At 71.9% G+C, this 12,317-nt stretch carries 10 protein-coding genes; 5 read left to right on the top strand and 5 right to left on the bottom strand.

What is annotated here, in order from left to right; all coding sequences use genetic code 11:
* Positions 1-70 precede the first annotated feature (70 nt).
* Positions 71-1,117 (top strand): NAD(P)-dependent alcohol dehydrogenase, encoded by a 1,047-nt coding sequence (locus ABD287_RS06510; protein ID WP_344169768.1) that lies wholly within the window; start codon positions 71-73, stop codon positions 1,115-1,117.
* 12 nt (positions 1,118-1,129) lie between these two features.
* On the opposite strand, the gene proC is transcribed toward ABD287_RS06510, so the two are convergent.
* From proC to ABD287_RS06525, 3 genes are all read right to left on the bottom strand, one after another.
* Positions 1,130-1,948 (bottom strand): pyrroline-5-carboxylate reductase, encoded by an 819-nt coding sequence (gene proC / locus ABD287_RS06515; protein ID WP_344169771.1) that lies wholly within the window; start codon positions 1,946-1,948, stop codon positions 1,130-1,132.
* A gap of 15 nt (positions 1,949-1,963) precedes the next feature.
* Positions 1,964-2,992 (bottom strand): 6-phosphofructokinase, encoded by a 1,029-nt coding sequence (locus ABD287_RS06520; RefSeq protein ID WP_344169774.1) that lies wholly within the window; start codon positions 2,990-2,992, stop codon positions 1,964-1,966.
* 84 nt (positions 2,993-3,076) lie between these two features.
* Positions 3,077-3,565, bottom strand: a complete 489-nt coding sequence (locus tag ABD287_RS06525) for a polyadenylate-specific 3'-exoribonuclease AS (protein ID WP_344169777.1) — start codon at positions 3,563-3,565, stop codon at positions 3,077-3,079.
* Positions 3,566-3,787: 222 nt separating this feature from the next.
* On the opposite strand from ABD287_RS06525, the gene ABD287_RS06530 reads away from it, so the two are divergent.
* Positions 3,788-4,480, top strand: a complete 693-nt coding sequence (locus tag ABD287_RS06530; protein WP_344169779.1) for a Crp/Fnr family transcriptional regulator — start codon at positions 3,788-3,790, stop codon at positions 4,478-4,480.
* Between the two features lie 152 nt (positions 4,481-4,632).
* On the top strand, positions 4,633-8,211 hold the full coding sequence (locus ABD287_RS06535; protein WP_344169904.1) for an AAA family ATPase: 3,579 nt from the start codon (positions 4,633-4,635) through the stop codon (positions 8,209-8,211).
* An 80-nt stretch (positions 8,212-8,291) separates the two neighbouring features.
* Here the strand turns inward: ABD287_RS06535 and ABD287_RS06540 are convergent, their stop codons facing one another.
* Positions 8,292-8,969, bottom strand: a complete 678-nt coding sequence (locus ABD287_RS06540; protein ID WP_344169782.1) for a lysophospholipid acyltransferase family protein — start codon at positions 8,967-8,969, stop codon at positions 8,292-8,294.
* Positions 8,970-9,201: 232 nt separating this feature from the next.
* Between ABD287_RS06540 and ABD287_RS06545 the strand changes: the two genes are divergently transcribed.
* Both ABD287_RS06545 and ABD287_RS06550 read left to right on the top strand, forming a co-directional pair.
* Complete coding sequence (locus ABD287_RS06545) at positions 9,202-10,083, top strand: DUF308 domain-containing protein (RefSeq protein WP_344169785.1); 882 nt, start codon at positions 9,202-9,204, stop codon at positions 10,081-10,083.
* A gap of 105 nt (positions 10,084-10,188) precedes the next feature.
* A complete protein-coding gene (locus tag ABD287_RS06550; protein ID WP_344169788.1) occupies positions 10,189-11,586 on the top strand; it encodes an alpha,alpha-trehalose-phosphate synthase (UDP-forming) in 1,398 nt (465 codons plus the stop codon).
* Here the strand turns inward: ABD287_RS06550 and ABD287_RS06555 are convergent.
* Positions 11,559-12,305, bottom strand: coding sequence for an endonuclease/exonuclease/phosphatase family protein (locus ABD287_RS06555; RefSeq protein ID WP_344169791.1), 747 nt, complete (start codon positions 12,303-12,305; stop codon positions 11,559-11,561). The two genes, ABD287_RS06550 and ABD287_RS06555, sit on opposite strands and share 28 nt — an antisense overlap.
* Positions 12,306-12,317: the final 12 nt, after the last annotated feature.

Below are 12,317 nucleotides of genomic sequence, written 5' to 3' on the forward strand. Positions count from 1 at the left end.
CGACCCGGCGCCACCATGGGACCTACCGCCGACCCGACCTGCCGGTCCGACCACGAATGAGGTGAGCCCGATGCGCGCGCTACGACTGATGGCCTGGAAATCCGAGGCCGAGCTGACCGAGGCCCCGGCGCCGACGCCTGGACCCGGCCAGGTGGTGATCAAGATTGGTGGCGCCGGGGCGTGCCACTCCGACCTGCACCTCATGCACGACTTCACCGCCGGCAGCCTGCCCTGGTCCCCGCCGTTCACCCTCGGACATGAGAACGCCGGCTGGGTGCATGAGCTGGGCGTCGGCGTCACCGGGCTGGAGGTGGGCCAGCCGGTCGCCGTCATGGGGGCCTGGGGCTGCGGCGTCTGCCAACGCTGCCGGCTCGGCATCGACGCCTACTGCGAGGACCCCGACCGCGCCCCGATCCCCTCCGGCGGCGGCGGGCTCGGCCTGGACGGCGGCATGGCCGACCTCATGCTCGTCGACAACGCCCGCCACCTCATCGCCCTGCCCGAAGGGCTCACCCCGGCGCAGGCCGCGCCGCTGACCGACGCGGGCCTCACCCCGTACCACGCCGTCAGACGCTCCCTGCCCAAGCTGATGCCAGGGTCGACGGCGGTAATCATCGGCGTGGGCGGCCTCGGGCACGTCGGGGTACAGATCCTCAAGGCGGTGACCGCGGCGCAGGTGATCGCCGTGGACACCCGGCAGGAGGCGCTGGACCTGGCCACCGGGTGCGGCGCGGACCAGGCCCTGCTTGCCGACGACTCCACCGTCGCGGCGATCCGCGACGCCACCTCCGGGCACGGCGCGGATGTCGTCATCGACATGGTCGGCAGCGACGAAACTTTGGCGCTGGCCGGTCAGAGCGTGCGGACGCTGGGCGACCTCACCCTGGTCGGGATCGCCGGCGGCACGCTGCCGGTGTCGTTCTTCTCGCTGCCGTACGAGGCCAGCGTCCAGAGCACCTACTGGGGCTCCCGCCCGGAGCTCATCGAGGTGCTCGACCTGGCCGCGCGCGGACTGATCGCGCCTAAGGTGACGACGTTCGGCCTGGACCAGGCGATGGAGGCGTACCGGCGGATGCGGGCCGGCGAGCTGCTCGGCCGCGCCGTCATCGTCCCGTGACCGGCAACGACGCTAGGCGTTGTCGGCGGCCAGCTCGCGGGCCCGGTCCCGGGCCGCCTCCAGCGCGGCGAGCATCGCCGCCCGCACCCCGTGACGCTCCAGCTCCCGGATCGCGGCGATGGTGGTGCCGGCCGGGGAGGTGACCGCCTCGCGCAGGGCGACGGGGTGCTCGCCGGAGTCCCGCAGCATCACGGCGGAGCCGATGGCGGTCTGGACGATGAGGTCGCGGGCCACCTGCCGAGGCAGGCCGAGCAGGATGCCGGCGTCGATCATGGCTTCGACGAGCAGGTAGAAGTACGCCGGCCCGGAGCCCGACAGCGCCGTCACCGCGTCCTGCTGGGACTCGGGCACCCGGATGGTGCGTCCCAACGGCCGGAACAGCTCCTCGGCCAGAGCCAGGTGCTCGCCGTTGGCGTGTCCGCCGGCGGAGATCGCCGTCATCGCCTGGTCGACCAGCGCCGGGGTGTTGGTCATGACCCGGACCACCGGGGCGCCCTCGGGCAGCCGGCGGGCGAAGAAGGACGTCGGCAGACCGGCGCACATCGACACGACGAGCTTGTCCGCCGGCACCTTCCCGCCGACCTCATCCAGCAGCGCCGCCGCGTCCTGCGGCTTGACGGCTATGACGATGACGTCGGCCTCCACGACCGCGGTGAGGTTGTCGACCACCCGCAGCCCGTACTGCTCGCGCAGCGCCTCCCGCCGCTCGGCCCGCCGCGCCGTCGCCAGCAGCGCCCCGGCCGGCCACCCGGCCCGTAGCAGTCCGGACAGCATCAGCTCACCGATCTTGCCGGTGCCGATGACGGCGACGGTGTGCGTTCCGGGGGACATGTGGTCGCTCCTCACTCAGCTGCCGAAGAAGACCTCGGCCTCGGCGTACCTCTCAAGCGGCACGGTCTTCAACTCCGCGGTGCCCTCCTTCAACGGCACCGGCCTGATCTCGGTGCCGCGCAGCGCCACCATGGTGCCGAAGTCGCCCTCGTGCGCGGCCTGCACGGCGCGCAGACCGAACCGGGTCGCCAGGACCCGGTCGAACGCCGTCGGAGTGCCGCCACGCTGGATGTGGCCCAGGACCACGGTGCGGGCCTCCTTGCCGGTGCGCGCCTCCAGCTCACCGGCCAGCCACTGCCCGATCCCGCCGAGCCGCACATGCCCGAAGGCGTCCAGCTGGCCGTGCTGGACGACCATCTGCCCCTCGAGCGGGTGGGCGCCCTCGGCGACGACGACGATCGCCGCGTACTCGTGCTGGAATCGCCGGGACACGTGCTCGGCGACCTTCGCCACGTCGAACTGCCGCTCCGGCAACAGGATGGCGTTGGCGCCGCCGGCGAGTCCGGCGTGCAGGGCGATCCAGCCGGCGTGCCGGCCCATCACCTCCACGACCAGGGTGCGGTGGTGGCTCTCGGCGGTGGTGTGGAGCCGGTCGATCGCCTCCATGGCGATGTTGACAGCGGTGTCGAAACCGAAGGTGTAATCGGTGCCGGACAGGTCGTTGTCGATGGTCTTGGGAACGCCGACGACGTGCACGCCGAGCTCGTCGAGTTTGGTGGCGACCCCGAGGGTGTCCTCGCCGCCGATCGCGATGAGCGCGTCGATGCCCTGGGTTTCGAGATTGGCCCGGATCCGACCCACCCCGCCATCGATCTTGAACGGGTTGGTGCGGGAGGAGCCGAGGATCGTCCCGCCGCGCGGAAGGATCCCCCGGACGTCCGCGATGCCCAGAGGACGGCTGACGCCCTCCAACGGGCCGCGCCAGCCGTCCCGGAATCCGACCAGCTCATGGCCGTACTCGCCGATGCCGCGCCGGACCACCGCCCGGATCACCGCGTTGAGCCCCGGGCAGTCGCCGCCGCCGGTCAGCACCCCGATACGCATGTGTCCCCCTGCTCTGGTGAACCAGCACGAACGGGTCTCATGGTACGGATCCGCCAGGCGGCTGTCGGCCGGTCGGGCCGTCGGTCAGCGCATCGCGCGCCAGCGGGCCAGGTTGTGCCGGGCGTCCACCAGGGCGTCGTGCCGGCCGTCCATCGTCGGCAGGGTCGGCTGGCCCCGGTCGTCCCAGAGTTGGCGTAGGTCCTTGGTGAAGCGCGGGATCTCCCTGGGCAGGGCGGGCATGGCGCCCCAGAGCTGCGCCAGCGCGACATGGTCGTACGCGCCGTACCAGGCCCACAGCTCCATCCGCAGCTCGGACTGGCCGCGCAGCGGAGCGACGAGGAACTCGCGCAGCTCATCGCGGATACGTTCCCGCGAGCGCCACGCCGGATCACCCGGGGAAGGCAGTTTGTCCAGCACGTTACGGCGCACCCATGGGATGGCCCGGGAACCGTCGAACTCGGTCGAGATCGCGTAGAACTCCCGGCCATGCTCGTCGACCACGCCGATCGAGACCAGATCGATGGTCGCGCCGTCCTCGATGAATTCGCAGTCGTAGAAATAGCGGTAGCTCATTACGGCCATCCTGCCTGATCCCGCGGCCCTGGTCACACCCGTGGCGCCGTCATACCCTTTCGACCGCTAGGTCGCAATGGGCCTCGCGTCACAGCGCTGGGAGGCGCCGGGCAGCCTCACCGGCCCGGCCGGCAGTATTGTCGCCGGTCAGCGACATGGCCGGCGGGGCCCGCCCGTGCTACTGATAGGCGGCCATGAGGTTGGGGCGGGGAGGGGCGCACAGTGGAGATTCGACTGGCAGACGGCGGTGACCCGCTGTCCGGCGTCACGATGTTCGCCGGGCTGGAGCCGGAGGTCCGCCAGCGGGTGCTCGCGGCGGCCGTCCCCCGGACGTTCAAACGGGGTCAGCTGCTGTTCGTGGAAAATGATCCCGGTGATTCGCTCATCGTTCTCAAACGGGGCGCCGTGGCCGTTTTCCGCACTTCGACCAGCGGTGAGCGCGCGGTGCTCTCGGTGGTGCGTCCACCCGACGTCCTGGGCGAGGTGTCGCTGCTGGACGGCTCAGCCCGGTCCGCCTCGGCCGAGGCGATCGAGAGCTGTCAGGCGCTGGCGCTGTCCCGCGGCGCCTTCATGGAGCTGGTGCACGCCAACCCCCGCATTCTGGACGCGGTGATGCGCTCGCTGGGCGGCCTGATCCGCCGGCTCACCGAACAGAACGCCGATCATGTCTTCCTCGACCTACCGGGACGGGTGGCGAAGACGCTGGTCAGGCTGGCCGGCGAGTCGATGGCGCCAATGGTCACGATCGAGTTGAACCAGAGCCAACTGGCGGAGATGGCCGGCGGTTCCCGGCAGAGCGTCAACCAGGCGATCGGCTCGTTCGCCGGCCGCGGCTGGCTACGGACCGAGGGCCGACGGATCGTCATCAGCGACCTCATCGCGCTGCGCCGACGGGCCGGAATGCCGGATCGTTGATCCATCAAGCTTACTTTCCGTGGCAGCGGAGGTGCGGCATACTTCGCATAGAATTCCACAACTCAGTGAATTTGCATTTTTCGATGCTCTAGGCCTTCGTTGTTCTAGGCCCCGGTGCGGGCGCCGCCCGCCGTCCGGTAGGAGGACGCGTCATCGGCACGTGCCCCTGGTGTAGCCGCCCCACGGGGGCCGGAGACCGCTTCTGTGGCGGGTGCGGCCGTGAGTTGGCCGCCGTCTGTGGCGCCTGCAACGCGACGCTCCCCACCGACGGCGCGTTCTGCACCAAGTGCGGGGCCCCGCGCCCACACCCGGCCGACCAGGGCGCCGCCGCCCCCGCGCGGCTGGAGGACCGCCGCAGGATCAGCGTGCTGTTCGTCGACCTCATCGACTTCACGCCCTATGTGGAGCGATCCGACCCCGAGCAGGTGCGCAACCTCCAACACGGGTTCTTCAGCGCCGCCCGCGACGTCATCAGCCGCTACGGCGGCGTCGTCGAGAAGTACATCGGCGACGCGGTGATGGCCCTGTTCGGCGCCCCGGTCGCCACCGAGACCGACGCCCTGCGGTGCGTACGCGCCGGTCTTGAGCTGCAACGGGTCCTGGCCCGGTTCACGCCCGAAGGCGCCGCCGGACTGCGGTTCCGGGTCGGCGTCGCCACCGGCGAGGCCCTCGTCGACGTCCTCGCGGCCCGCGACGGCGGCCAGGCCATCGTCGCCGGCGACGTCGTCAACACCGCCTCCCGGCTCCAGTCGGTCGCCCCGCCCGGCGGGGTGCTGGTCTGCGGCGGCACCTACCGACAGACCCACACCGGCATCCGGTACGACCAGCAACCGCCGGTCACCCTGCGCGGCCGGACCGCCCCCACCGAGGTCTGGCTCGCCCTCGCCGCGGTGCAGCGGCAGGTTCCCGACGCCGAGCCGGACCCGACCCCGCTCATCGACCGCGAGCACGAGCTGAGCCTGCTGGTCAACGCCCTGCACCGGGCCGCCCAGGAGCGGGTGCCACAGCTGGTCACGATCTTCGGCCACGCCGGCATCGGCAAGAGCCGGCTCATCCGGGAGCTGTACCGGCACACCGACAGCCTCCTCGACGAGCCGGTCAACTGGCGCACCGGCCGTTGCCCGCCGTTCGGCGAGAACGTGACGTTCGCGGCGCTCGCCGACATCGTCAAAGCTGAGGCCGGCATCCTGGACACCGACGACGCGACGACCGCCGACGAGCGGCTCACCACCGCCGTGGCCTCGCTGCTCGGCCCGGCCACGGCCGGCGGTGAGCGCCACCCGGCCGTCGGCGCCGGCGAAGTCGCCCGGATCACCGACGCGCTGCGCCCGTTGGTCGGCCTGCCCGGCCCGAAGCTGCCGGCGGAGGAGGCCGAGTCGGCATGGCGGCGGTTCCTGTTGGCGATGGCCAACCGGCGCCCCACGGTGCTCGTCCTGGAGGATCTGCACTGGGCCGACGACACCATGCTGCGCTTCGTCGAGCTGCTCGGCGCCTCCTCGCGGGATGTGCCGCTGCTGCTGCTCTGCACCGCGCGACCCGAGCTCATCGACCGTGAGCCCAGCTGGGCCGGCGCCACCGGCTCGCTGACGATCACCCTGTCGCCGCTGCGGGACACCGCGATCGCCTCGCTGTACGCGTCCATGTTCGGCCAGGCGGTCTTCGCCAGCGACATGCTGCGTCCGCTGGTGGAGCTGGCCGACGGAAATCCGTTGTACGCGCAGGAGTACGTCCGGATGCTCGTCGAGCGCGGCGCGCTGCGGCAGACCGGCCGCGGCTGGTCCCTGGACGCCGGGCGGGAGCTGCCGATGCCCGACAGCGTGCACGCCGTCATCGCCAACCGGCTCGACCTGCTCGACCCCAAGGACCGGACGGTTCTGCTGGCCGCCGCCGCCGTCGGCATGGAGTTCTGGCCCGGGGCGGTCGCGGCGGCGATGGGCCAGTCGGTGGAGTCGGTCGATCGGTCGCTGCGCCGGCTGGAGCAACGGGACTTCGTCTACGAGCAGGTCGGCTCCACGATGGCCGGGCAGAGCGCCTACCGGTTCCGGCACGTTCTGGTCCGGGATGTCTGCTACCGACGGCTGCCCCGCACCGAGCGGATGGCCCGGCACGAACGCACCGCCGACTGGCTCGACGCCCTGTCCCGCAGCCGCGACACCGACCTGGCCGAGGTGCTGGCCAGGCACCGTTGGGCCGCCTACGAGATCGCCTGCTCGCTCGGTCAGGACGCCAGCCGGCAGGCGCCGGCGGCGCGTCAGGCGCTGCACCGGGCCGCGCGCAGGGCGTACGCCCTGCATGCCATCGACGCCGCCGCCGGCCACGCCGCCAGGGCGTTGAGCCTGTACAGCGCCGACGACCCGGACCAGTCCGGGCGATTCCAGCTGGAGCTGCTCAACGACGAGCTGGCCATCCACACCGACAGCGCCACGTTCCTGTCCGGCGGCGGGGTGGACCGCCTCACCATCCTGGCTGCCAGACTCGCCGACGACGGCGACCGCGCCGGCGCCGCCAGAGCCTGGACGCTGCTGGGCCGGGCGGCGTGGATCGCCGCCGACCGCAGCGCCGCCATGACCAGACTGGACCGGGCGGTGGAGCTGTTCGAGGAGCTGCCCGACACGGCCCAGAAGGCCGAGGCGTACGGGGAGCTGGCCCGACTGCACATGCTCAACTACGAGCGCACCCCGGCGATCGCCTGCGCCAACGCCGCGCTGGACATCAGCGAGCGCCTGGGCCTCATGGAGGTCCAGGCCGACGCCCGGATCACGATCGGCACCGCCAGGTTCCAGTCCGGCGATCCAGTCGGGCTCGGCGAGTTGCAGGCCGCGGTCGCGTTCAGCCGGGCGCACGGGCTGGTGGCGTTGCGCCGGGCCACCCAGAACCTGGCGTGGGCGGTCCGGGAGACCGGAGACTGGCTGCGGTCCGAGAAGCTGCTCACCGAGGGCCACACCGCCGACCGTCGCGGCAACAGCGTGACGACCGGCTACTCGGGCGACGCGATGCGGGCCTACTTCGAGGGCGATTTCGACCTGCTCCTGGCCGCCGCCGAAGCTTTTGTGGACAGCCCGGTGGCGCAGTGGGACCTGCATGTGCGAGGCGCGCGGGCCTGTGTCCTGGTCCTCCGGCACGGTCCGCAGCTGAGCGGCGCGGAGTGCGACGATACTGCCAGGGCGTTGGAGCTGGGGCGCAGCAGCGGCTTCCACCGGCCACGGTGGACGACCCTGGGAATCGGCGCCCTGTGCCGGGCGTTGGAGCTTCGGCCGGCCGAGGCCACCGAGCTGCTACGCGAGCTGGCCGAGTCGTGGCGTCCGGTGTCGGCGCTGGTCAGCGGCGAGTGGGTCATCCCAGCGGCGTACGCGGCGGCCCTCAGCGGCCGGGCCGCGTCCCAGACAGTCGGGTCGATGTTGGAGAACCTGACGTACTCGACGCCGTGGGCTGAGGCGGCCCGACACCTGGTTCTCGGGTCGCTGGCGGCCGCGGACGGTAAGCACGCCGACGCGGGCGACGCCTACGCGACCGCGGCGAGGATCTTCGAGGAGATCCCGGACGTCACCGACCGGATGTTGGCGTTGGCGCTGGCCGCCGGCTCGTATTCGCGGGCCGGGGACCACCAGTCGGCGGGCGTCGCGCTGGCTGAGGTGCGGCCCTTCGCGGCCCGGAACCGGGCGCCGGGCGTGCTGTGGCTGGCTGCCCCGGCGGTGGGCCCGGACGACGAGCTCTTCGCCGCCGCAGGCTGAGTCACCGCTACCTGGCTTGGGCGCCGGTCACCGCCCGAGTCGGTCACCGGGCCTGGCGGGGATCAAGAAGCGGCCGGCCGTCAGGCGGTGGGCGCTTTGACCTTCTGGGCGTACATATCGACGTAGTTACGTCCGGACAGCCGCATCAACTCGTACATGATCTCGTCGGTGACCGCCCGTTCGATGTGCCGGTCGCCGGCCATGCCCGCGTAGCGGGTGAAGTCCAGCGGCGGCCCGAACCTGATCCGGACCCGGCACAACTTCGGCAGGAGTTTGCCGGGGGGCTGAATCTCGTCGAGGTTCAGCATGGCCACCGGGACGACCGGGGCGCCGCTTTCCAGGGCGAGCCTGGCAACGCCGGTCTTGCCGCGGTACAGCCGGCCGTCGGGGGAGCGGGTGCCCTCGGGGTAGATTCCGGCGATGTTGCCGTCCCGCAGGACCCGCAGCTGGGTGTCCAGGGCGGCCCGGGCGGCCCGGCCGCCGGAGCGGTCGACTGGGATCGTGCCGGTGCCCAGGAAGAACATCTTCGTCAGCCAGCCTTTGACGCCCGGCCCGGTGAAATACTCTGATTTAGCGACAAACGTTACTTTTCGCCGTACGACCAGCGGCATGAAGATCGAGTCGGAGAAGGACAGGTGATTGCTGGCGATGATCACCGGACCGGAGGCCGGCACGTACGCGAGCCCTTCGATCTTCGGCCAGAACAACAGTCGCAGGATCGGGCCGAGCACGATGTGCTTGAGCAGCCAGTACAGCACCCAGGTCCCTTCCGTTCGCGGCCGAAACCCCCCTGGCGTGACGGCGAGGCGCCGGCCGCCGCTCGGTCGCCCCGGGCGGCCGAGGTGACATCGACCTTACGGAGCATGCTAGGCCGGACCTCGCCCACTCCCCTAAGTGCCGTCCTGCGTGTCACCATTCACACGGCGGCCGGTGGAATGCCGGCGCTTCGCCAGCCGTTGGCAGGTGGTGACGTGAGAGCGGGTGGGGCCAATGTCAGCAGGCGAGGCGGAGCAGGGTCGGCGCGACAACGGGTTGGCCGCCGGTGGCTACGCGGACGCCGGTGATGTCGAGCTGGGCGTCGGCGAACGCCTGCTGCCCGTGCTGGCCGCTGACGGGATCGCCGCCTACCTCCAGGCAAAGGCGCCCGGGCCCGCTGTTCCCGCCCAGGCCACAGCCCGGCTCTACGTCGACCTGACCCGGATCGACGCCGCCCGGAGCCACCTCGACCGCCTGTCACCCGACACCGCCGTCCCGCCAGCCAGCGCCCGGAAGCCAACCGTCGACCCGACGTCGGGCGCCGCCCCGGATCCCACCCAGGTCAACGCCACCGACGCCACGTCGGTCGGCGACGGCGGGGCCGGCTCAGTCGCAGACCCCACGGCCGACCCAGGACCAGGCTCAGGCGCCGGCCCCGCGGCGACAGCCACGGACGTCGACACCGAGTTCGCCCGCATCGTCGCCGGCTACCACCTGTCCGGGGCCGCCCCGCATGACGTCGACCCGGGCCCGGCGCAGCTCCCCCAGATCGACGCGGGCATCCGCGTGCGGCCCGGCGGGTTCGACGACGACCCGTCCCTGCTCGACGGGCTGGACACCTTCGGCGACGGCATCGCCGACGACGACGACCGCTACGTGCCGCCGCCGCCACCGCCGCTACCGCGGCTGTCGAAGTTCACCGTCGCCGCGCTCGCCGCGGTGGCCTCCGGTCTGCTGCTATTCCTCATGCCCCACCTGATCCCCGGCATCACCGCCGACATCGGCACCCTCGTCGCGGTGGCATTGCTGCTCACCGGGGTCGGCACCCTGCTCGCCCGGATGCGACCCGACCGCAGCGAGGACCCGTACGACCCGGACGACGGCGCGGTCGTCTGAGAATCGACCAACTGGTGACGCTCTCGTAGCCTTGGGTCACACCGGGTGATCGTCCAGGGGTGGCCAGCCTCCGACGGCGCCCGTCAACGGGTGTGGAGGACACGGGTGCAGCGCACATCGCTAGTGGTCGTCACCAACCGACTGCCGTTCGACGAGACCGTGCCGGTGGAAGGGGCCTACGACTGGCAGCGCAGCGCCGGCGTGCTCATCGAGCCACGGCACGCCGCGTTGCAGGGGGCGCCCGTGACCTGGGTCGGCTGGACCGGACGCACCGGCCCCGCGCCGAGCCTGCCGCCCACCGACGGGGTCCGGGCCCTACCGGTGCCCCTCACCGACGAGGATTTCCGCAACCACTACGAAGGCTTCGCGAACGCCACCCTGTGGCCGCTTTACCACGACGCCGTCGAACAACCGGCACACCACCGCCGCTGGTGGGATGCCTATCAGCGGGTGAACCGCCGGTTCGCCGAGATCACCGCCGAGGCGGCCGGGCCAGGCGCCATGGTCTGGGTGCAGGACTACCACCTACAGCTCGTCCCGGCGATGTTGCGCGAGCTACGCCCGGACCTGGTCATCGGGTTCTTCCTTCACGTGCCGTTCCCGCCGCCGGAGCTGTTCATGCGGCTGCCCCGCCGGGCCGAGGTGCTCCGCGGCATCCTCGGCGCCGACCTCGTCGGCTTCCAACGCGAACGCTCCGCGCACAACTTCACCCAGGCCGTCGGCGAAGCGCTGAACCTGCCCAGCTCCGGCGACGGCGCCACCGCCAGCGTCGACGTCGGTGGTCGGCGGGTCCGTACCGGGGTCTTCCCGGTCTCCATCGACGTCACGGCCATCGAGGCGCTCGCGGACTCCCCCGCCGTCGCCGCCCGCGCCACGCAGGTGCGCCGCGACCTCGGCGACCCGCGAACCGTCCTGCTGTCAGTGGACCGGATGGACTACACCAAGGGCATCGAGCACCGGCTCAAGGCGTTCCGCGAGCTGGTCGCCGACGGGGCGGTCAAACCCGCCGAGACCGTGTTCGTGCAGGTGACCGTCCCTAGCCGGGAGCGGGTCGAGCACTACGACATCCTGCGGGAGCGGGTCGAACGCGAAGTCGGGCGGATCAACGGCGACCACGGCCGGGTCGGCTCGGCGGCCATCCACTACCTGAGCCGGCCGCTGGAACGGGTCGAGCTGGCGGCGCTGTACCGGGCCGCGGACGTCATGCTCGTCACCCCGCTGCGCGACGGCATGAACCTTGTCGCCAAGGAGTTCGTCGCCGCGCGCGGCGACGGCGGCGGGGCGCTGGTGCTCTCGGAGTTCGCCGGCGCGGCGGCCGAGCTGCGCGACGCCTGGCAGGTCAACCCACACGACATCGACGGCCTCAAGGACACCCTCATCCGGGCCATCGACGCGCCGGAATCAGAGGCCAGGCGCCGGATGAGCGCGCTGCGGGCCCAGGTCCGCGCGCACGACGTGCGCAGCTGGGCCGACAACTACCTGTCGTCGCTCCTGCTGCCATAGTCCACCGGCCGGGTTACCGCCGTTCGGCCGTCCCGAGGCAGATCCAGGTCGGCGAGGATCGGGAAGTGGTCGCTGGCGGCCCGGCTCACCGGCGTGTCCACCACGTCGTACCGGCGAACGCCGATTCCCGGCTCGACCAGCAGCATGTCGATCCGGCGGCGGGGCTCGCGACACGGGTAGGTGGGGCGTTCGTCCCCGACCGCCGCCGCGGCGTCCACCAAACTCTCGGTCAGCGCCTGGTACGCCGGCCCGCCCGGCTCGTCGTTGAGGTCGGCGCCGACGACCACCGGTCGGGTCGACTTGCGTAGCTCGTCCCGTAGCCGGCGGGCCTGCCCCGGGCGTTCGGCGGCGTGGGTCGCCAGATGCGAGCCGACGACCAGCAACGACGCCCCGCCGACCTCGCACTCGGCGAACGCTGCCCCGCGCAGGTGCCGGCCGGGCGTCAGCGGGTACGCCAGACACCAGGCGCGGCGTACCCGCACGCGCAGACTGACCAGGATGAGGTTTCCCAGCGACGGCAGCCCGCCAGCGGCCACGACGAGTCCGAAGCCGTGGGCGAGCTGGGCGCATCTCGCCCGCCAGCGCAGCCGCCGGGGGCCCTCCTGGACGATGACCACATCCGGCGCCAGGTCGCGGACGGTCCTGGCGAGCGCCCGAGGGTCGTCACGTTGGGTGTGGACGTTGTAGGACAACACGCGCAACCGGACCGGGTCGCCCATCCACGTCCTCCT

This window comes from Pilimelia columellifera subsp. columellifera, assembly GCF_039532605.1.
Taxonomy (GTDB): Bacteria; Actinomycetota; Actinomycetes; order Mycobacteriales; family Micromonosporaceae; genus Pilimelia; species Pilimelia columellifera.

Excerpts from the sequence above, each read along its gene's own strand:
- ABD287_RS06520 (WP_344169774.1), bottom strand. The coding sequence starts at position 2,992 with ATGCGTATCGGGGTGCTGACCGGCGGCGGCGACTGCCCGGGGCTCAAC.
- ABD287_RS06525 (WP_344169777.1), bottom strand. The coding sequence starts at position 3,565 with ATGAGCTACCGCTATTTCTACGACTGCGAATTCATCGAGGACGGCGCG.
- ABD287_RS06545 (WP_344169785.1), top strand. The coding sequence starts at position 9,202 with ATGTCAGCAGGCGAGGCGGAGCAGGGTCGGCGCGACAACGGGTTGGCC.
- proC (WP_344169771.1), bottom strand. The coding sequence starts at position 1,948 with ATGTCCCCCGGAACGCACACCGTCGCCGTCATCGGCACCGGCAAGATC.
- ABD287_RS06510 (WP_344169768.1), top strand. The coding sequence starts at position 71 with ATGCGCGCGCTACGACTGATGGCCTGGAAATCCGAGGCCGAGCTGACC.
- ABD287_RS06555 (WP_344169791.1), bottom strand. The coding sequence starts at position 12,305 with ATGGGCGACCCGGTCCGGTTGCGCGTGTTGTCCTACAACGTCCACACC.